Origin of the sequence: Streptomyces sp. 150FB (assembly GCF_000818195.1) — a bacterium.
Lineage (GTDB): Bacteria > Actinomycetota > Actinomycetes > Streptomycetales > Streptomycetaceae > Streptomyces.
The window spans coordinates 8,766,700-8,786,682 of the sequence record NZ_JTHL01000001.1 but is presented as its reverse complement, the minus strand read 5'-3'; the positions used below and the strand labels follow the sequence as shown (position 1 = coordinate 8,786,682).

Below are 19,983 nucleotides of genomic sequence, written 5' to 3'. Positions count from 1 at the left end.
TAGCTTCCCTCCCCCGGAACCAGAACCGGGGCACCCGGCGGGCGGGCGCCCCTCACGGCCGCCGGTCGCTGTGTCCGCAGACCCAGGCCAGCGCCTCGTACACGCCTTCGATGTAGTCGCGCGGCACCGTGCGCTGCGCCGCGTCCTCCAGCCGTACGGCCGCCGCGTCGGTCTCGGCCGTCAACAGGGACAGGTCAGGGGCTCCTTCGCAGTCGGCGCCGGTGACCGGCGCCACGTCGCCGCGCCCGAGGGCCCAGAGGTAGCCGGTGAGGGCGCCCCGGGTGAGCTGGGTCTGCTGGTGCGTACCGGCCGCCACGCCTTCGAGAGCACGATGAGCCTCCTCGACGTCGGTCCGGGGCCTCACCCCGACATTCGGATCGCTGTGCGGTTCTGTCTGCTGAGTGCTCATACCTCTACGTCTGTCCCCTCCAGCGCCAGGGATGTCCCCCGCTTTCGGGAAGGACGGCCCCGGCGGGGCACAGGCTCCGCCACCGGCCGCGCACAGACCACGCTCACAGACCACGCTCGACGGATTCCATCAGCCGGGCGCCCGCCTGCCCGGCCTCGGCCGGGGACAGGCCCCGCAGCGGACCGTCGACCAGGAGGACGGCCATGCCGTGCACCGCGGACCAGACGAAGTACTCGGCTCCGGCACGGCGGCCAGGGGGCAGGGCCCCTGCCTCGACCAGGCCGTCGAGCGCCGCACCCAGGAGTTGGAAGGCGGTCAGGCCTCCGGGGCCGGCGGCGGACGCGTTGCCGGTGTCGGCCATGTCCGACGTGGCGAACGCCGCACGGAACAGCCCCGGCTCGGCCTGGGCGAAGCCCAGATAGCCGGCGACGAGAGCGCGGACCGCCGCACGGGCCACCGCGGGCGGCCCGCCCTTGTCCCCGCCCGCGGGAACTGCCGCCACCACGGCCGCCTCCAGCTCGGCCGCCAGCAGCGCGAGGGCCGCCTGGGCCACGGCACTCAGCAGCGCGCGGCGGTCGGCGAAGTGGCGGTAGGCGGCGTTCGGGACCACCCCCACCCGGCGGGTCGCCTCCCGCAGGACCACTGCGTCGGGGCCGCTCTCGCGGGCCAGCTCGAGTCCGGCCTCGACCAGCGCGTTGCGCAGATCGCCATGCCGGTAGGTGTCCCTCTTCGGTGCGCCGGTCCGGGAACCCATCACCACTCCCCTCATGTGGACAGCATCCACATGTCTGTGTAACGTGCGGCCCGTCAGTCAATGTGGACGTCGTACACAAGACTACGGGGGAACGATGGCCGACGCGGTACGGCTCGACGCACTCACCAGAACGTACGGCTCCGGGGACGGCACGGTCACCGCGCTCCGGGACGTCGGACTGTCTTTCCCGAAGGGGACATTCACCGCCGTCATGGGCCCGTCGGGATCGGGGAAGTCGACGCTGCTCCAGTGCGCCGCCGGCCTCGACCGGCCCACGTCGGGACGCGTGTTCATCGACGGGACCGACCTCTCGGCACTGAACGAGACCCGCCTCACCGAGTTCCGGCGGCGGTCGACCGGATTCGTGTTCCAGGCCTTCAACCTGCTGCCCTCCCTGACCGCCGCGCAGAACGTGGCGCTGCCGCTGCGGCTCGCCGGGCGCAGGCCGGAGCCGGGGGCCGTACGGCGGGCGCTCGCACAGGTCGGTCTGGAGGACCGGTCGGGGAGCCGGCCGGGGGAGCTGTCCGGCGGCCAGCAGCAGCGGGTCGCCGTCGCCCGCGCTCTGGTGACCCGTCCGGCCGTGCTCTTCGCCGACGAACCCACCGGCGCCCTCGACCTCACCACGGGACGCGAACTGCTCGCCCTGCTGCGTGAGCTGGTCGACAGCCGCGTGGACGACGCGATCGGCACAGTGGTGATGGTCACCCACGACCCGAACGTGGCCGCGTACGCGGACCGGGTGCTCTTCCTGGCCGACGGCAGGGAGGCCGGTGAGCTGGTCTCCCCCACCCCCGGCACCGTCGCCGCCCGGATGACCGAACTGGCGGCCGTCGCATGCTAGGGATCGCGCTGCTGACCCTCCGGGCGCGCTGGGTGTCGTTCCTCGGAACCGTGGTCGCGCTGGTGCTCGGGGTCGCGCAGATCGCGGCCATGGGTGTGCTGCTGATGACCATGCTCGATCTGCCCGACCGCCCTGCGGAGCGCTTCGCTTCTGCCCCCTCCGTGGTGCTGCCCTCCGACCCCGCCTGGAACGCCGCCCAGCACGACCTGGGCGTACGGTCGCCGGCAGCGGCCATGGGCGTGCCGACGGAACTCGCACGCCGCGTGTCGGCCACCGGTGGCGCCGCCGACACGGTGGCGGACCGGGCCTTCTACGCCCAACTCGGCGGCGGCCCTCCCGACCAGGTCGGCCACCCCTGGCCGGTGGCGCGCTTCGGCGGTTACGTCCTCGACGACGGCCGCGCCCCAGCCTCCGCCAGGGAGATCGTCGTCGCCTCCGACCGGGCGCACACCGGCGACCGGGTCACGGTCCTGACCGCCGGAGGACCGGGAAGCTACACCGTGGCCGGTACGGTCTCCCCCGTCGGCTGGGAGGACGCCGTCTTCTTCACCGGCGCCGAGGCGGCCAGGATCTCCCCGAGGATCGACGCGCTGGTCGCCCTCGCCCCGGTCGGCCGGGTACGGGCCGCCGTCGGCGGGGACGCCGAGGTGCTCACAGGACAGGACCGCCACAAGGCGGACGCCAGTGCGGACAACGACCGCGAGACGCTGGACAACACCGTCACCCTGGTGCCGGTGATGGCGGGCGTGGCCGGCACGACAGCGGTGTTCGTGGTCGCCTCCACCTTCGCCTTCGCCGTGGTCCAGCGCCGCCGTGAGGTCGCGCTGCTGCGCGCCGTCGGCGCCACGCCCCGGCAGGTGCGCCGGATGGTGCGCGACGAAGCACTGCTGGTCGGCGGCTGCGCGTCGGCAGTGGGAGCCGTACTCGGCCTGTACGGAGCCCAGTTGCTCGCCGACCTGCTCATCCGGACGGGCATCTCGCCGCCCTGGCTGCGCATCGGGCCCCTCGCGCGCTGGTCGGTGCTCGCACCGCTCGCGGCCGCCTTCCTGCTCGGCACGGTGGTGGCACTCTGCGGCGCGGTGGCCGCCTCGCGGCGCGCCGCGCGCATCCGTCCCGTCGAAGCGCTGCGCGACGCCTCGGTGGACGATCCGGGAACGACCCTGGGCCGACTGCTGCTGGGGGCCGCCGGGCTGGTCGGCGGAGCTGGTCTGACCTGCTGGATCGCCTTCGGCTCCCCGGCCACCGTGCTCTCCCCCAACACCTATGTGGTGTCGCTGCTGGTCCCTGTCCTGGCCGCCGCCGTGCTCGCGCCGCTCGTCGTGGGACCGCTCGCCCGGCTGCTGATGTGGCCGCTGCTACGCCTCCAGGGCCCCACCGCGATGCTCGTACGACAGAGCGTGCTCACCTCGCGCCGGCGTACGGCCGCCACGGCGGCGCCCGTCCTGCTGACCGTCGGGCTGGTCCTCTCCCTGCTGTCCGCGACCGACTCGATCGGGGCGGCACGCGACAACGGGCTTAGGAGCACGGTCACTTCGCAGTACGCGCTGGCCCCGGACGGCACCCCCGGCATCAGCCCTCACGTCATCGCGAAGGTCGCCCGTATCGAGGGGGTGCGTATCGTGGCGCCGATCCTCACCTCCCTCTACATCCGGGACGGGAACCGGCTCGACGAGAACGACGGCCTCGTCGTGGACACCCGGGCACTGAAGCAGATGATGAATCTGACGATCGTCCACGGAACGCTGGACGGGCCCGGGGGTCCCGACGGATCCAGCATGGTGGTCGCCGAGCAATGGGGGATGAGAGTCGGTTCGACGGTCCATGTCCTGATGGCCGACGGCGAGGAGGCGGATCTGCGGATCGCCGCCACCTACAAGGCGCTGAGCGGCGAGGACGCCGCGTATCTTCCCCCGCGCTTCGCGCGGACCGCCGCGTACGCCCACGACGGCCTGGCCCGGCGCGCCTATGTGTCCCTCGATCCCGGCACCGACCGGACGGTGGCGACCGCCGCGATCCGGGCGGCCGTGGCCGGGACCGGTGCGCGCTTCATGACCAGGGAGCGGCTGGTCGCCTCGGAGAGCGCCTACTCACGCCATCTCACCGAGGTGCGTCAGCGCGCCACGGCCGTGATCATCCTGCTGTTCTGCTTCATCGCGATCCTCAACACCCTGCTCATGGCGACGGCCGACCGCCGCCGCGACCTGGCGGTGCTCCGGACGGCCGGAGCGACCCCGCGGCAGGTCGTACGGTTCTTCGTCGCCGAGTCGCTGCTCGTGACGGCGATCGGTGTGGTCCTCGCCCTGGCAGCCTCCGCCGTCAATCTCCTCGGGCTGTGGGTCGCCCTGCGCCGGCTCTTCGGCGGTACGGGCATGGTGATCCCGTACACGACGGGCCTCGGCATCACCGCCGTCGCGACCCTGCTCGTCGTCGCGGGCACCCTGCTGCCGGTCGGGGCGGCGCTGCGCGCCCGCGCCGTGGACCTCGTGGGCAACCGCGAGTAGCGCGGGAGCCCCGCGAGCCCTCAGGGGCGGGCCGGCTTCGCCGCCGTGTCGAGGAAGAACGCGTCGATCCCCTGGACGGAGTCGGTGAAGTCGTCGAAATTGACGGGCTTCGTCACATAGGCGTTGGCGTGCTGCCGGTAGGCGTCCTCGATGTCGTCGGGCGCCGCCGACGTGGTGAGCACGACGACGGGGATGCTGCCGAGCTGCTCGTCGTCCTTGAGGATGGCGAGCAGTTCGCGGCCGTTCATCCGCGGCATGTTCAGGTCGAGCACGATGAGGTCGGGGCGTTCACGGGCGGGGTCGCGCAGATACTCCAGCGCCGCCACCCCGTCGTCGACCTGGGCGATGCTGCGCGCCATGCCGCGTTCGACGAGGGCGTCCTCGATCAGCATCGCGTCGGCGGGGTCGTCCTCGACGAGCAGGACGCTGTACGGACGCTCGGGAGCGAACGCGTTCATGGTGGGACTCCTGCGATCTGCGGAGGGAAGGGGACGGGAGGCGGGCCGCGCGGTGAAGACCAGCCCCGGCCAGCGCCGGCGGGCGCCCTGCCTGCTGATCCCCCACGCCGCGCCCAGTTGCGGGTACGAGGCGCCCGCCTCGGCCGCCTCGGTGGCCTGCTGCCTGGCGCAGTGGTCCACAGCGCGGTTGAGGTAGGCCAGCGCGCGGAGTCGGGCGAGCGGTTCGCCGTCACCGTCCGCCGCCACCGCCGCGTCGGCCGCCAGCCGGTGGGCGAGTTCTTCCACGGCTCGCACGGCGAGTCCGGTCAACTCGTCGTGGTCGGGATGAGCGGTGAGGTCGCGGGCCATGGCCGCACCCTACGGCCGGAGCCACCACCGCGACAACAGATGTTGTCGGACGACGGTACGCTGTGGCGCGTCCGGCGCCGGCCGGACACGGAACCGGCACGGACCGGCACGGACCGGCGGACGAGCAGAGAGAACTCACCGTGAGCACTGTGGGACTTGAGGATTCTCCGCACGGAGTGGACACGCCGCCCCCCGCACCGCGACCCGCTCCGGCCGCCCCGCCGCCCTCGCCGTCCGGGTGGACGACACGCCGCTGGCTCACCGCCGGCACGGGCGTCGCCCTGGCGGTGCTGCTCCTGCTGGCCCTGTGCGGGGCGTGGATCTTCGCGCACTCCACCGCGGTCAACAACCGCCTTGTCGACCGGAGTACGCCCGCGCTGATCGCCTCGGTGCGTCTGGAGAGCGCGCTGGTCAATCAGGAGACCGGCATCCGGGGCTACGGCATGACGGGCCGCGACGAGTTCATCACCCCCTACCGTGAGGGCCTCGTACAGCAGCGGACCACAACCCGCGAGCTGGGGACCCTCGACGGCGACGACGAGACAGCCGCGAAGGATCTCGCCGAGGTCAGTGAGCGGGCCGCGCACTGGCAGACCATGTTCGCCGAACCCGTCGCGGCCTCCGACCGTCCGGTCGCCCTCGCCGCGAGCCGCGCCGAGGAGGGCAAGCGGGACTTTGACGCCGTACGCGCCGCGATCAGTACGCAGCAGCGGCACCTCCAGGCCGAGCGGACCCAGGGACGCGCCGACCTCCAGCAGGTGAGGGCCCTGCGGAACTGGACCTTCGCCGCCATCGCCGCCGTCATCCTGCTCCTGACCGCGCTGGTCTTCATCGGCCTGCGCAGGGGTGTGACCACCCCCGTCGACCGGCTGTCCGCCGATGTCCGCAAGATCGCCGACGGCGACTTCGCGCATCCGGTCACCGGCACGGGACCCGCGGACCTGCGGCGGCTCGCGGCCGATGTCGAGTCCATGCGGCGCCGGCTCGCCGACGAGCTGGCCTTCAGCGACTCGGCCCGGGCGAGCCTCGGCGCGCAGGCCGCCGAACTGCGCCGCTCCAACTCGGAGCTGGAACAGTTCGCGTACGTCGCCTCCCACGACCTCCAGGAGCCGCTGCGGAAGGTCGCCAGCTTCTGCCAGCTCCTGGAGCGCCGGTACGGGGACCAGCTCGACGCCCGCGCCAAGCAGTACATCGCGTTCGCCGTGGACGGTGCCAACCGGATGCAGGGGCTCATCAACGACCTGCTGGCCTTCTCCCGCGTCGGGCGGCTGCTCGCCGACCACAGCGCGGTGGACCTCGCCGAACTCTTCGACCGTACCCAGGAGTCGATCGCCCTGGCCGTCGAGGAGTCGGAGGCCGTCGTCACCCATGACCCGCTGCCCACGGTCCACGGCGACCGGACGCAGCTCGGGATGCTCCTCCAGAACCTGCTGGGGAACGCCGTCAAGTTCCGGTCACCCGAGCGTCCTCCGCTGATCCATCTCGGGGCCCGGCGCACCGAGGGCGGCTGGGAGTTCACCATGTCCGACAACGGCATCGGTATCAGCGCCGAGTACGCCGAGCGGGTCTTCGTGATCTTCCAGCGCCTGCACACCCGCGAGCAGTACACGGGCAACGGCATCGGTCTGGCCCTCTGCAAGAAGATCGTCGAGTACCACGGGGGAGCCATCTCCGTCGGTCCGGCCGACCCCGACCGGGGCCCCGGGACCCGCGTGACGTTCACCCTGCCGGATCCGCCGGATCCGGGGGACGTGACCGGCGAGAGCGGTGAGGCACTGTCAGACCCTCCCGCTAGCCTCCCCCGATGAGTATCCGAGTGCCCACCACGGGCGACGAGAAGCAGAGCCTGCTGGTTACGCTGCGGCGGCACCGTGACGCCGTGCTGTGGAAGCTCGAAGGACTCGACGACGAGCAGGTACGGCGTCCGACGACGCCCACCGGCACGAACCTGCTGAGCATCGTGAAACACCTGGCGGCCATCGAGTACGGCTATCTCACCGAGGCCTTCGGCCGCGAGGCCGAGCCTCTCTGGTTCACACCGGAGGAGGACATGACGCTGGGTCCGAAGGACACCACCGCGGCGATCGTGGCGCTGTACGGCAGGGCCGCCGCTTCCGCCGACAGGACCGTCGCCGAACACGGAACCGACGACCTCGGCACCGCGTGGTTCGGTGACACCATCACACTGCGCTGGGCGCTGCTGCGGGTGATCGAGGACACCGCGCGGCACGCGGGACACATGGACATCGTCCGCGAACTCATCGACGGCGCGACCGGAAGCCACCGCCCCGACTGACGGCCGCGGGGCCTCTGGCGGCCGTCGGCGCAGGGCGGCGATCGGGTGAGGTCCCGGCACCCGAAGAGCTGAGCCCGCACAGCGGGCACCCAGGTCCGGTTGGTAGCCTCGGCGCGGGCCGGCCGACCGGTGCGGCCTGCCTTACGAACTGGGAGATTCCCATGGTCACGACGATCCGCAGGGCCGTCATCCCCGCCGCCGGACTGGGCTCCCGCCTCCTGCCGCTGACCAAGGCGACGCCCAAGGAGATGCTGCCGGTCGGCGACAAGCCCGTCGTCGAGCACACCGTCCGCGAACTGGTCTCCTCCGGCATCACGGACATCACCATCGTCGTCTCCGGCGGCAAGGGGCTCATCCAGGACCACTTCCGCCCCAACCCCGCGCTGGTCGAGCAGTTGCGCGCCGACGGGAAGACCGCCTACGCGGACGCGGTGGAGGAGGTCGGCGAGCTGTCCCGGCTCGGCCACATCACCTACCTCGACCAGCACGGCCCGTACGGCAACGGCACCCCGGTGCTGAACGCCGCGCGAAACTTCGGTGACGAACCGATGCTGGTCCTGTGGCCCGACGACGTCTTCGTGGCCGAGGTCCCGCGCGCGCAGCAGCTCATCCGGGCGTACGAGGCGACGAACTGCCCCGTCCTCGCCCTGATGCCGATGGACCCCGCCGACTCGCAGCGCTACGGCGTACCGGTGGTCAAGGAGGATCTGGACGACGGACTGCTCCGGATCACCGGTCTGGTCGAGAAGCCGAAGCCCCAGGACGCGCCGTCGGCGTTCGCCGCCATCGGCGGGTACGTCATCACCCCCGGCATCATCGACGAGCTGCGCGAGCAGACGAAGCGCTGGCACGAGCACCGCAACGGCGAGATCTACCTGACCGACGCCATCAACGCGTACGCGGGCAGCCGCGCCGTGTACGGGCAGGTCATCCAGGGCCGTTGGTACGACACCGGCAACCCGCTCGCCTATCTGACGGCGCAGTTCGCGACGGCGCTCGCCGACCCCGAGTACGGCCCGCACCTGCGCCGGCTCGCGCAGGGCCTCGACGAGAGCTGAGCCCTTCCGGTCGCCCGGCGCGCACGGCGCCGGGCAGCCGTACGTGGAGCGCCACCCGCGCCGCACGCGCGTCGCACCCGCGCCGCACCACCAGCGGGCGGCTCACTGGGCGCCTTTCCCTGACAGCGCTTTCCACATTTATCGCCGCACGGGCCCATGATCCCTTGCGGGACACCACCGAAAGCCCTTTCCGCATCTCCCGTATCGGTAAGGGTCTTACTGTGGTAATTAACGTCGTGGCCGCCACGTTCACCCCCCACCCGCACGGCGGCCCGATGAAAGGAACTGCCTTGCGCAGAACCGCGTCCCGCCGTGTGACGGCCCTTCTCACCTCCCTTGTCGCCGCCGCGGCTGCGGCCGTTGTGGCGCTGACCCCGGCCACCGCGAGCGCCGCCGAGTCCAACGGCGGCGTCCGCATCATGCCGCTCGGCGACTCGATCACCGACGGATTCACCCCGCTGCCCGGCGGCTACCGCATCGGCCTGTGGAACCGGCTGGCGACCGGCGGCTACAAGGTCGACTTCGTCGGCTCGCTGTCCAACGGACCCGCCTCGCTCGGCGACCACGACCACGAGGGCCACTCGGGCTGGCGCATCGACCAGTTGGACGCGAACATCGTCAACTGGCTGAACACCAGCGACCCACGCACGATCATGCTGCAAATCGGCACGAACGACATGAACCAGAACTACGACATCGCGAACGCGCCGGCCCGGCTGTCCACCCTCATCGACCACATCCGTACCCAGAAGCCGAACGCCGAGGTGTTCGTCGCGACGATCACCCCGGAACAGAGCCCCGGCCTCGAAACACGGGTGGAGGCTTTCAACGCCAAGCTGCCGGCCATCGTGAGCAGTAAGGGCGCGCGAGTCCATCTCGTCGACATGTACAAGGCTCTGACGCTGTCCGACCTCTCCGACGGGATCCACCCCAACCCCGGCGGCTACGACAAGATGGCCGCGGTCTGGTACAACGCGCTGCGCTCGGTGCCGGCGAGCCTCGTCCCGCTGGCGTCGCCGGCGGCGGGCGGTCTGGTCAACACGCAGTCGGGGCGCTGCCTCGACGTCAACGGCGCCACCACGACGGCGGGTTCGCAGGCGGTGCTCTACGACTGCCACGGCAAGGCCAACCAGCAGTGGACGCGTACCGCCTCCGGCGAACTGCGTGTCTACGGCAGTAGCTGCCTGGACGCGAGCGACAACTCCACCGCCGACGGCACTCAGGCGATCATCTGGTCGTGCAAGGGCTCGGCGAACCAGCAGTGGCGGATCAACGCCGACGGCACAGTCGTCGGCGCCGCTTCCGGCAAGTGCCTGACCCCGGCGGCGAACGGCACGGCCAACGGTACGAAGGTGCAGCTCGCCACGTGCGACGGTCGCGCCGCCCAGCGCTGGACCACCGCGGCCTGACGCTGCCTCAGGACAGCGTCGGGACACAGTTCGTGGGGCGTGCCCGTACGCCCGTACGCCCGTACGCCCCACGAACCGCCGTAGACCGGCGGCGTCCCGGGCTTGACTCTCACACCGGTGTCAGACTCTACGGTCACCGACATGAGCACCGCACACGCCCACGCCCACCCGCTTCCCGCCCCTCGCCTCGACGTCCTCGTACGGGGCAGCGGTTCGACCTGGTCTCACGGGCGGACGTCCGAGGGGACCTCGGGCGCCTGTCCGTCCCCACCTCGGTGCTGGTGCCCACCGGCGACAGGCTGGTACTCCCCCACAGCTCCCACCGCCTTGCGGCCGGCATCACCGGCGCCGAGCTGATCGAACTTCCCGGGGCCGCGCACGTCCTGAACGAGGCCGACCGCGCGACCTGGCTACGACACGTCCGCGCGTTCCTCTCCGCTCTTCCCGCAGCGGCGTGAGCCGTCCGCTGAGCCGGAATCAACAGGCCGAGCAGTAGTGTTCGACGCGACCGGACGACGGCGCCGGACCGTGTGCCGGGGCCCCGGCCCGGCCGGGAGACCGCGGGAGATCCCGCCGAGGAGAAGACGCCGACCATGGGCGAACCCACGTGGCAGAGCGACCAGTTCGACTTCGACGCGTACACCGCGCGCATCGGATACACCGGCCCGCTCGAACCGACCCCCGGCGTCCTGCGCGAGCTGCACACCGCGCACCTCGCCGCCATCCCCTTCGAGAACCTGGAGATCGTGCTCGGGCGGGGCATCCCGCTCGACCTGGCGTCGCTCCAGGCCAAGCTGGTCGGCTCGCGGCGCGGCGGCTACTGCTTCGAGCAGAATCTGCTCCTCGCAGCGGCCCTGGAGCACATCGGCTTCGACGTCGAGGGCCTCGGCGCCCGGGTCCGGCTGGGTGCGGGCAGGCTGCTCCCCACCACCCACGCGCTGCTGCGGGTGCGTATCGAGGACGAGTCCTGGATCACGGATGTCGGCTTCGGCGCGTTCTGCGTGCTCACTCCGCTGCCCCTGCGGGACGGTGCGGCGGCGACTGTCGGCGGGTTCGGTTTCCGGCTCGGCCGCGCCGGCGGTGGGTGGATGCTGTACGGGAGCGAGCCGATGAGCGGCGGGCAGGAGACCGATCTGTACAGCTTCGACGAGTCCCCCCGGCTGCCGGTGGACTACGAGGTGGGCAACTACTACACCTCGACACATCCCCGCTCCCCCTTCACCGGCCGCGTTGTCGTCCAGCGGGCCGCTCCGGGGCGCCGGTCGCGGCTGCTCGGGGACGAGTTCATCGTCGACAGGCCCGACGGGCGCCGCGAGACCCGGCGGGTCGCACCGGAGGAGACACCCGAGCTGCTCGCCGCGGAGTTCGGTATCCGGCTGGAAGCGGCGGACGCGGCGGCGCTGGTGGACTTCCAGCGCGCCGTCGGATGATCAGCCGACCGGCGCGCCGCCGCCTGATCAGCCGCCCAGCGCCCGGTCGAGGTTGATCGCCGAGCTGATCAGGGCGAGATGGGTGAACGCCTGCGGGAAGTTGCCCAGATGCTCGCCGGTCAGGCTGATCTGCTCGGCGTACAGGCCGACGTGGTTGGCGTAGGTGAACATCTTCTCAAGCGCCAGCCGTGCCTGTTCCACCTGTCCGGTCCGGGCGAGCGCCTCCACCAGCCAGAACGAGCAGATGGAGAACGTGCCCTCGGTGCCGTCGAGCCCGTCGGGCGCCTGCTCCGGGTCGTAGCGGAACACCAGGCTGTCCACCACGAGCCGGGCGTTGATGGCCTCGACGGTGGACCGGAAGCGCCCGTCGGCCGGCGAGACGAACTTGACCATCGGCATCAGCAGCAGCGCCGCGTCCAGAATGGTCTCGGGGGCCGTGTCGTCGTCCGGGGAGAGGCGCTGTACGAAGGTGCGCGCCTCCTCGTTCCAGCCGCGCGCCATGATCTGCTGGTAGATCCTGTCGCGCGCGGCCATCCAGCGGACCATGTCGGCGGGCAGGCCGCGCTGGCGCGCCATCCTGACCATCCGCTCGACCGCCACCCAGCACATGAGCCGTGAGTACGTGTGGTGCTGCTGGCCCGCACGGGTCTCCCAGATGCTCTGGTCGACGCTGTCCCAGTGGTCGAGCAGCCAGTCGAGCACCTCGCACAGATCGGTCCAGACCTCGTGCGAGATCCCGCCGCCGTGCTTGTTGAACAGGTAGATCGAGTCGATGAGTTCGCCGTAGATGTCGAGCTGGCGCTGACCACTCGCGTCGTTGCCGGTACGGACCGGGTAGGAGCCCCGGTAGCCCTCCAGATGGCCGAGGATCCTCTCCGGCAGACGGGCGTCCCCGTCGATGGAGTACATGACGCGCAGCGGACCGGCCTCGCCGTCGGTGGCCTCGCGCAGCCGTGCGGCGAGCCAGCCGATGAACGCCTCGGCCTCGTCGGTGAAGCCGAGGCGCAGCAGCGCGTACAGGGAGAAGGCGGCGTCCCTGATCCACACGTAGCGGTAGTCCCAGTTGCGCGCGCCGCCGAGCTGTTCGGGCAGTCCTAGGGTCGGTGAGGCGATGACGGCGCCGGAGGGTTCGTGGGTCAGCAGCTTGAGTGTCATCGCCGAGCGGTGCACCATCTCGCGCCAGCGGCCGGTGTAGGTGGACTGGGTGAGCCAGCGCCGCCAGAAGGCGACGGTCGCCTCGAAGAGCGAGTCGGCCGCCGAGGCGTCGACCGTGGCCGTCCTGGGCCCGTCCTGCTCGTCCGTCTCCAGGACGAACAGCGCCGCTTCCCCCTCGTTCAGCTCGAACTCCGCGTGGGCGTCGGTGTCGTCCAGCACCAGGGCGACGGTGGCCCGTACGGAGAGGGTGATCGCGCGGCCGACGAACCGTACGCCCTCCTCGACGCGTTCGAGGCTGGGTTGCTCGCTGCCGTAGTTCATCCTCGGCGCGATGCGTACGGACATGTCCATCCGGCCACGTACGTTGACCACCCGCCGCACCAGGCGCTGTTTGTGGTGGGGGTCCTTCTCCCGCAGGATCGGCATGAAGTCCTGGATCTCGACGATGCCGTCATCGGTGTGCATACGGGTGATCAGGATGTTCGTGTCGGGGAAGTAGAACTGGTGGCGCTTGGCGATCGCGCACAGCGGCACGATCTCCCAGTAGCCGCCGCGCCGCGCGTCGAGCAGCGAGGCGAACACACTGGGCGAGTCGAAGCGGGGCGCGCAGAACCAGTCGACGCGGCCGTCCGTACCCACCAGCGCGGCGGTGCGCAGGTCCCCGATCAGACCGTGTTCGGCGATCGGGAGGTAGTGCCCGCCGCTCTGTTCGCCGCCGGTGGGCGGGTCTTCCGCCGGCTGGCCCTGATCGTCGAGGTTCACCCCGCCGAGTCTCGCGTACCGGGCCGGGGCCCGCATGTCGGACGGGGGCCGTACGTCCCGGGTGGGACGTGCGGCCCCCGTCGTCGTCGCGTGGCGGTGGCGTGCGCTGGCGTGTGGTCAGTACGCCAGGGCCTTCGAGGCGAATGCCGCCTTCAGGTCCTTGCGCCGGTCGCGGGGGAAGGCGATCGTGCGGGGGTTGCCGTCGGAGGTGTAGCGGCTGCCCTCCTTGGCGAGCTTGTCCAGCCAGATCGTGGAGCCGAACTGGGCGTCCTGGTCGTGGGCGCCTGCCGAGCGGATACGCGGGATCGACGCGGCGTCGAAACGCGCGGCGAACGGCGAGGGCGAGGGGTTGGCGCCGACCAGGTAGACACCGGCGTTGTGGTAGCCGGGACCCTGGACGGCCAGTGCGGCCGGCTGCGGCATGGAGCCGTACGGCAGGGCGAGCGAGCGCACCTGGGCCTTGGGGACGGCCTTGACGATGTTCTTCTGTTCGCCGCCGATGGCCTCGCCGACCGCCGCCTGCGCCATCGAGCGGAGGTCGCCGTGGTGGAGGGTGTGGTTGCCGATCTCGAAGCCGTGCTGGTGCAGCCAGGTCAGCGCCTTGGCGCTGCCGGTCTCGGAGAACGCCTCCTCGTTGACGAAGAAGGTGCCCGTGGCCCTGAAACTGGGGTGGGCCTTGGCTGTCTTCAGCAGGATGCCCACGGCGGAGTCGGCGGCGGGTACGCCGTCCTTGCCGAGCCGGACCTGGCTGTTGGTGGAGTCGTCGAAGGTGAGGACCACCGGGTGGCTGCCGGCGGGGATGTCGATGTTGCCGGTGCTGAAGTCGGCGGCGGTGACCGGTACGTAGTTCTCGTTGGCGAGCCGGTTCAGCTCCGCCTGGAAGTCGGCCGGGGTCCGGTCGTACACGCTCGCCGGCTTCGCCGTGAGCTGGTGGTACATCAGCACCGGTACCTGGCCCAGCTCGTCGGCCTTCACCGAGGCGGGACTCACTGCGGCGGCCCGCGAGGCGGAGGCGGCCGGCCGCGCCGCGTGCGCCGCTCCGGTGCCGCCGGAGGACGAGGACGAGCAGCCGGTGATGACCAGCGCCGTGGTGACGGCCAGGAACAAGGGGACAGCGGGGCGGCGCACAGGGCACTCCTGAGGGTAGGGGTCGTTCAACACCTACCGCCGGAAAGCTCGTTCATATCGGACTCCCCACCGATCGGACCAACAGTCCTCGGCGTGGCATGTGAGCCATTCGCATGATTTAGCGGATTCTTCCGACACATCGGCGTGTCCCCTGGCAATCAATAGTGTGATTAATCGATCCGGGTGCAAAGGAATCCGTATGCCCACTCCGTGGTCCTCACCAGCTCAGCCTGCAAACCGACCGGAAGCTCCGGCCCGCCCTCGTCGCAGACGCGCCCTGCTCACCGTCGCCGTCGCGGTCGCCTGCGCCGGCGCCGGTGCGTTCACGTGGACCGCGTTCTCCTCGGGATCCCCGGTGCACGGACTGTCCGAGGGCGCCGTCCTCGACGCGGCGGCCGCCGGCAAGCTGAACCTCTACCTCGACGGCGCCGACAGCGCCAGGAAAGTACATGTCACGCTCGACGGGGCCGAGGTCCGCACCCGTGCCGAGGGAGGCCGCCTCCAGCTCGCCATACCGCCGCTGAAGGAGGGCGCGCACCAGATGGTCGTGAAGGGGCACGGGCAGTTGCCCTTCGCCCCCTCCTCCAAGCGCCTTGCCTTCACCGTGGACAGCACTCCCCCGACGCTGCGGCTCCGGCCCGCCGTGGCCAAGTCCCTGCGGGCCCCGGTCACCGTGACCGGCACCGCCAAGGACGCCGTCAAGATCACCGTCGACGGGCGCAACGTCGGCACCGACCACGCCGGTACGTTCACCACGACCGTCACCCGCCCCCCGGCCGTCATCAAGGTCACCGCCACCGACCGGGCGGGCAACACGATCACCAGGGAAGCCGAGGCACAGGTTCCGCACCCGGCGATGCGGGCCGCGCACATCACCGCCATCGGCTGGGCCGACGCCACCCTGCGCGGCCGTATCCTCGCGCTGGTCAAGAGCGGCAAGCTCAACGCCGTACAGCTCGACATCAAGGACGAGGACGGCGAGGTCGGGTACGCGTCACAGGTGCCGCTCGCCAGGAAGATCGGCGCGGCGAAGGGGTACTACGACGCGCGCAAGGCCATCACCCAGATCCACGCGGCCGGTGCGCAGGTCGTCGGGCGGATCGTCGCCTTCCGCGACCCGATGCTCGCCGGGGCGTCCTGGAAGGCCGGGCGGCACGACGACGTCGTACAGACACCGGGCGGCCAGCCGTACGGTGGCAGCAACTACGGCGCCATGGCGTTCACCAACTTCGCCAGCCCGACCGTCAGGAAGTACAACGAGGACCTGGCGAAGGAGGCGGCGGGGCTCGGCTTCGACGATGTGTTGTACGACTACGTGCGGCGCCCGGACGGTCCGCTGAGCCAGATGAAGTTCAACGGCCTGGGCACCACGACACCCGAGCGGAGCATCGCCGACTTCGTCGCCGACACCCGGGCCGTGGTCCGGCCGAAGGGCGCCTTCCTCGGGGTCTCCGTCTTCGGGATCGCGGCGACCCGGCCCAAGGAGATCGCGCAGGACATCAGTGCGCTGGCCAAGTCGAGCGACTACATCGCGCCGATGGTCTACCCCTCCCACTGGGGTCCCGGTGAGTACAACGTGGCGAACCCGGGCGCGTCCCCGTACGCCATCGTGCAGCGGTCGCTCAAGGACTTCGCCATCAAGGCCAAGGGCACGCAGTCACAGATCATCCCCTGGCTCCAGGACTTCTCGATGGGTGTCCACTACGGACCGGCGGAGGTGGCCCAGCAGATCAAGGCCGCCCACGACAACAAGATGGACTCCTTCATCCTCTGGAACGCCGGCGCCCAGTACCAGGGCACCGCGCTCGCGAGTCTGAAGACGTCCAGCGTGAAGGCCTCCAGGTAACCCTGGTCCGGTCCTCCGGGCGGCCCCGGCCCCCGGGCCCGAGCGAGCGGCCGGTCCGTCGGCTTCCCCACAAGCCGGCGGGCCGGCCGTTCGCGTGCCGGGGGCGCGGAGCACAGCCGCCTCCGGGCGGACCTCGGGCGGACGCTCCGGGCGGTACGGGCGCTACGGGTGGACCGGTCGAAGGCGGCCGGACGCCTGGCCGCATCATGGTCGGACGACAACCGCCCGACCTGGAGATCAGAGTGCCACTCGACGAAGAACTGCTCGCGCTGCTGCGTGAGCCGAGCACGTGCTACCTCGCCACCTCGATGGCGGACGGCTCGCCGCAGCTCACCCAGGTCTGGGTGGACACCGACGGTGAGAACGTGATCGTCAACAGCGTGCAGAGCCATGTGAAAACGGCGAACATACAGCGGGATCCGCGCGTCGCCGTCACCGTCTCGCACCCGGACAACCCCTCGCGCTACTACCAGGTGCGCGGCACGGTACGTGAGGTCCGCACCGAGGGCGCTGTCGATCACATCGAGACGCTCGCGCAGAAGTACCTCGGCAAGCCGTACCCCTGGTACGGCGGCCGCGATCAGGTGCGCGTCATCTTCGTGATCGAACCGGAGCGGGTCGTCGGCGCGCGCTGACCCGGCGCCGGCGGTACTACAGGAGGACCGGCGGCCGGGCCGCCGGTCCTCTGTCGTGCGCAGCAAGCTTTGGTCAAGGCTCCCGCAAGACTCCCGTCTCACCCTCCGGGCATCCACCCCCCACAGCGGATCCGTCCCGGTTCCGCACGGACGCCTTAGTCATCGGGGGATGCCATGTCCGTAGTCAAGACCGCGAAGAACCTGTCGAAGGAAGGAGCCGATCCCGGGCGGTGGGCCGCGACCCTGCCCGGCCGCAAGAGGATCCTCGTACTGGCGCAGACGGAGGTGTACGCCAGGAGGCTGTGGGACCTGCTGCCGCTGCTGGAGTCCGATCTCCGGATCGAGGTCGCGTTCACCGTCCCGCCGCACGCGTTCAACGAGGGCGCCGCGCGTTTCCTGCGCGGTCTGGGCGCCACCGTACTGCCGTGGGACGAGGCGGTGCGTACGCCGTTCGATCTCGCGCTGGCCGCCGGGTCGCAGGGGATGGAGCAGGTGCGGGCGCCGTTGGTCCGGATCTCGCACGGCGGCGGGCACCTGTCGCTGGCCCGGGTGCCGGAGGGGCTGGAGGGACAGGCGGGGGCGCAGACCGTACGGGAGCCGGGGGGCATCACCGGGCGCGCACACCTGACCTGGAACGGTGTGGTGGTCCCCAGGGCGGTGGCGCTGCCCCACAGTGACGACCTGGACGCCCTGGCGCGGTGGTGCCCCGAGGCGCTGCCGGTGGCGGAGGTAGTGGGTGATCCCTGCTACGACCGGATCGCGGCGAGTCTGCCGTACCGCGAGCGGTACAGGGCCGCGCTCGGGCTGCGGCTCGACGAACATCTCACGCTGGTGACGTCGACGTGGGGCCGTAAGTCGGCCTTCAACCGGCTGGACGCGCTGCTGCCCCGGCTGCTCACCGAGCTGCCCGCGCGCCGCTTCCGGATCGCGCTGCTCGTCCACCCCAACGTCTGGTCGCTGCACGGCCATTACCAGGTACGTGCCTGGCTGGCCGACTGCCGGAGGGCGGGCGTGATCGTGCTGCCGCCCGACGTGGACTGGCGGGCGCCGCTGGTCGCCGCCGATTCGGTCATCGGGGACTACGGGTCGGTGACGCTGTACGCCTCGATGACGGGTGCGCCCGTCCTGCTGACCCGCTATCCGCACCAGGACGCCAATCCGGTCTCCCCCGGCGTCGCTATGGCGCTCGCCACTCCGGCGCTCTCGCCGGGCCGGCCGCTCGCCGAGCAGCTCGACTACGCGGCGGCCGAGTACCCGGCACGGGAGTACGCCCGGATAGCGGCCCGGATCTCGTCCGAGCCCGGCCGGTTCAACGCCAACATGCGGCGGCTGATGTATCGCCTGTTGGGCCTCGGCCAGCCCGCGTACGCGCCGGTGACCGAGCCGGTGCCGCTGCCGGCGGCGCTCTCCGACGGGCAGGTGTCGGCGTGAAGGGGGTGACTCTGATGGCCGACCATGTCCGGGCCGACTTCGACCTCGTCACCGACGGCACCTGGCTGAGCTGCGCCGATGTGCTGTACGGAACGGGCGGTCCCGAGCTGGCCGACGGGTTGTTACGCCGCTATCCGGGCGCTCTGCTGGTCGTCGTCCGCGATCGGGGCGACGGGCGGTGCACGGCCGTCACCCGTGACGGTGCCCGGATCCCGGCCGGCCGGGTGCGGGGCGCGTGGGAGCACGCGGTACTGGCCTCCGTACTGCACGCGTTGTTCCGGGTCGCGCTCAGCCGGTGTCCAGATTCCGCAGCCGCTCATGGAGGCGCCGGGTGTCGGCGGGACTGACCGGGGTGTAGGCGGCCAGGGACTGTTCGTACCAGTCCCTGGCCGTCTGCCGTTCGCCTCTGCCCAGCGCGCTGAGTCCGAGCATCTCCTGAACCCGGGCGCCCCAGTGCACCGAGCCGGTGGCCGCGAACTCACGCAGTGCCTGGCGCAGATGGCGGTCGGCGGTGTCGAAGTCCCGGATGCCGTCGGCCGCGTGGGCGTGGCCGAGGAAGGCGAGCGCCCGCGCCGCGTCGTACGGATCGGGTACGGCGAGCAGGTCGGCGCGGGCCCGGGTGAACAGCGCGAGCGCGTCCCGGGGGCGGCCGGAGGCGAGGGCGACATCGCCCAGGCACAGCCGGGACAGGGCGGCGCCCCGGGTGTAGCCGATCTCCTCGCGCAGAGTGAGCGCCTCGGTGAAGAGCCCGGCCGCCGTCTCCAGCCGGCCTGCCAGCCGGTGGGACTGGCCGAGGCCGTGCAGCGCATGGGCCTCGGCGCGGCGGTCGGCGTCGCGACGCGCGCCCTCGAGTGCCTGGGTGAACCAGTCGACGGCTTCGTCGTAGCGGCCCGCGTTGTAGAGGCCGCTGCCGCCGGTCGTGAGCATCCGGCTCACGCCCTCGGGGTGGCCGGCCCTGCGCGCGGCGGCCAGGCCGGCTTCATGGGCCTCGATCCACAGGTCGTAGGGGCGCAGGCGGAGGAAGAACGGCTGGAGGCTGTCAACCAGTTGCCAGGCGAGGCCGTCCCAGCCGTGTTCGACAGCCGTACCGACCGCCGTCATCAGATGCAGCCGCTCGGTGTCCAGCCAGGCCAGGGCGACCGTGGTGTCGTCGAAGGTGCGGGCGTACGGAGGCGTACTCACCACGTAGTCGCGGCGCAGCACGCGGTGCGTCGGGGACAGCAGACTCTTGGCGGCCGTCGCGGTCGCCAGGTACCACTCCACCACGCGGCGTACGGTGTCGGCCCGCGCCGTCGTTGTCTCCTCGGCGGCGGCGCGCTGGGCGGCGTGCAGACGTACGAGGTCGTGGAAGCGGTAGCGGTCGGCGCCCAACTCCTCGACGAGGTTGGCCTCGGCCAGCTCTTCGAGGAGGCGTTCGGCTTCGTCGGGAGTGAGTTGGCAGGCCTCGGCCGTGACGGCGGCGCCGAACTCCACGACGGGTGCGAGGCCCAACGCCCGGTAGCCGCCCGCCGTTTCGGGCGCC

At 71.4% G+C, this 19,983-nt stretch carries 18 protein-coding genes; 12 read left to right on the top strand and 6 right to left on the bottom strand.

All coding sequences use genetic code 11. The annotated features are described in order from the left end of the window. Positions 1 to 52: 52 nt before the first annotated feature. The gene (locus QR77_RS37725; protein ID WP_150130493.1) at positions 53 to 409 is read right to left on the bottom strand and encodes a hypothetical protein; all 357 of its coding nucleotides are present in this window, start codon (positions 407 to 409) and stop codon (positions 53 to 55) included. A 103-nt stretch (positions 410 to 512) separates the two neighbouring features. Beyond that, entirely contained in the window at positions 513 to 1,163 is a 651-nt protein-coding gene (locus QR77_RS37720) for a TetR-like C-terminal domain-containing protein (RefSeq protein ID WP_040026471.1), read from the bottom strand. A 94-nt stretch (positions 1,164 to 1,257) separates the two neighbouring features. On the opposite strand from QR77_RS37720, the gene QR77_RS37715 reads away from it, so the two are divergent. Together QR77_RS37715 and QR77_RS37710 are read left to right on the top strand one after the other, a co-directional pair. Next, positions 1,258 to 2,004, top strand: coding sequence for an ABC transporter ATP-binding protein (locus QR77_RS37715; RefSeq protein WP_040026470.1), 747 nt, complete (start codon positions 1,258 to 1,260; stop codon positions 2,002 to 2,004). After that, on the top strand, positions 1,998 to 4,505 hold the full coding sequence (locus QR77_RS37710; protein WP_040026469.1) for an ABC transporter permease: 2,508 nt from the start codon (positions 1,998 to 2,000) through the stop codon (positions 4,503 to 4,505). Before QR77_RS37715 ends, QR77_RS37710 begins: the two co-directional genes overlap by 7 nt. 20 nt (positions 4,506 to 4,525) lie before the next feature. Here the strand turns inward: QR77_RS37710 and QR77_RS37705 are convergent, their stop codons facing one another. After that, positions 4,526 to 5,311 carry a response regulator gene (locus QR77_RS37705; protein WP_078877642.1) on the bottom strand — a complete coding sequence of 262 codons (786 nt, stop codon included), beginning with the start codon at positions 5,309 to 5,311 and terminating at the stop codon, positions 4,526 to 4,528. A gap of 287 nt (positions 5,312 to 5,598) precedes the next feature. Between QR77_RS37705 and QR77_RS37700 the strand changes: the two genes are divergently transcribed. The 6 genes from QR77_RS37700 to QR77_RS37675 all read left to right on the top strand — a co-directional run bounded on the left by QR77_RS37700 (position 5,599) and on the right by QR77_RS37675 (position 11,504). Further along, complete coding sequence (locus QR77_RS37700; protein WP_236711215.1) at positions 5,599 to 7,119, top strand: ATP-binding protein; 1,521 nt, start codon at positions 5,599 to 5,601, stop codon at positions 7,117 to 7,119. Next, the gene (locus QR77_RS37695) at positions 7,116 to 7,607 is read left to right on the top strand and encodes a DinB family protein (RefSeq protein WP_040026468.1); all 492 of its coding nucleotides are present in this window, start codon (positions 7,116 to 7,118) and stop codon (positions 7,605 to 7,607) included. The genes QR77_RS37700 and QR77_RS37695 overlap by 4 nt, the downstream gene beginning before the upstream one ends. 161 nt (positions 7,608 to 7,768) lie before the next feature. Further along, positions 7,769 to 8,665 (top strand): UTP--glucose-1-phosphate uridylyltransferase, encoded by an 897-nt coding sequence (locus QR77_RS37690; RefSeq protein ID WP_040026467.1) that lies wholly within the window; start codon positions 7,769 to 7,771, stop codon positions 8,663 to 8,665. A 290-nt stretch (positions 8,666 to 8,955) separates the two neighbouring features. After that, positions 8,956 to 10,074, top strand: a complete 1,119-nt coding sequence (locus QR77_RS50105; protein WP_347359814.1) for a ricin-type beta-trefoil lectin domain protein — start codon at positions 8,956 to 8,958, stop codon at positions 10,072 to 10,074. 281 nt (positions 10,075 to 10,355) lie between these two features. After that, on the top strand, positions 10,356 to 10,532 hold the full coding sequence (locus tag QR77_RS37680) for a hypothetical protein (RefSeq protein ID WP_236710973.1): 177 nt from the start codon (positions 10,356 to 10,358) through the stop codon (positions 10,530 to 10,532). Between the two features lie 135 nt (positions 10,533 to 10,667). Beyond that, positions 10,668 to 11,504: an arylamine N-acetyltransferase gene (locus QR77_RS37675; RefSeq protein ID WP_040026465.1), complete on the top strand. Its 837-nt coding sequence runs from the start codon at positions 10,668 to 10,670 to the stop codon at positions 11,502 to 11,504. Positions 11,505 to 11,531: 27 nt separating this feature from the next. Here QR77_RS37675 and QR77_RS37670 read toward each other — a convergent pair whose 3' ends face one another. Then, a complete protein-coding gene (locus QR77_RS37670) occupies positions 11,532 to 13,421 on the bottom strand; it encodes a glycoside hydrolase family 15 protein (RefSeq protein WP_040029349.1) in 1,890 nt (629 codons plus the stop codon). A gap of 117 nt (positions 13,422 to 13,538) precedes the next feature. Further along, a complete protein-coding gene (locus QR77_RS37665; RefSeq protein ID WP_052489363.1) occupies positions 13,539 to 14,549 on the bottom strand; it encodes a polysaccharide deacetylase family protein in 1,011 nt (336 codons plus the stop codon). A gap of 355 nt (positions 14,550 to 14,904) precedes the next feature. On the opposite strand from QR77_RS37665, the gene QR77_RS37660 reads away from it, so the two are divergent. The 4 genes from QR77_RS37660 to QR77_RS46195 all read left to right on the top strand — a co-directional run bounded on the left by QR77_RS37660 (position 14,905) and on the right by QR77_RS46195 (position 18,808). Further along, positions 14,905 to 16,395, top strand: coding sequence for a putative glycoside hydrolase (locus QR77_RS37660; RefSeq protein WP_052489362.1), 1,491 nt, complete (start codon positions 14,905 to 14,907; stop codon positions 16,393 to 16,395). A 242-nt stretch (positions 16,396 to 16,637) separates the two neighbouring features. After that, positions 16,638 to 17,030, top strand: coding sequence for a PPOX class F420-dependent oxidoreductase (locus QR77_RS37655; protein ID WP_040029346.1), 393 nt, complete (start codon positions 16,638 to 16,640; stop codon positions 17,028 to 17,030). Positions 17,031 to 17,204: 174 nt separating this feature from the next. Beyond that, complete coding sequence (locus tag QR77_RS37650; RefSeq protein WP_236710972.1) at positions 17,205 to 18,461, top strand: hypothetical protein; 1,257 nt, start codon at positions 17,205 to 17,207, stop codon at positions 18,459 to 18,461. Continuing rightward, positions 18,458 to 18,808, top strand: a complete 351-nt coding sequence (locus QR77_RS46195) for a hypothetical protein (RefSeq protein WP_150130492.1) — start codon at positions 18,458 to 18,460, stop codon at positions 18,806 to 18,808. Before QR77_RS37650 ends, QR77_RS46195 begins: the two co-directional genes overlap by 4 nt. Here the strand turns inward: QR77_RS46195 and QR77_RS37645 are convergent. Further along, positions 18,750 to 19,983 (bottom strand): tetratricopeptide repeat protein (locus QR77_RS37645; RefSeq protein ID WP_150130608.1); only part of this gene is annotated, 1,234 nt, incomplete at its 5' end. The genes QR77_RS46195 and QR77_RS37645 overlap by 59 nt on opposite strands.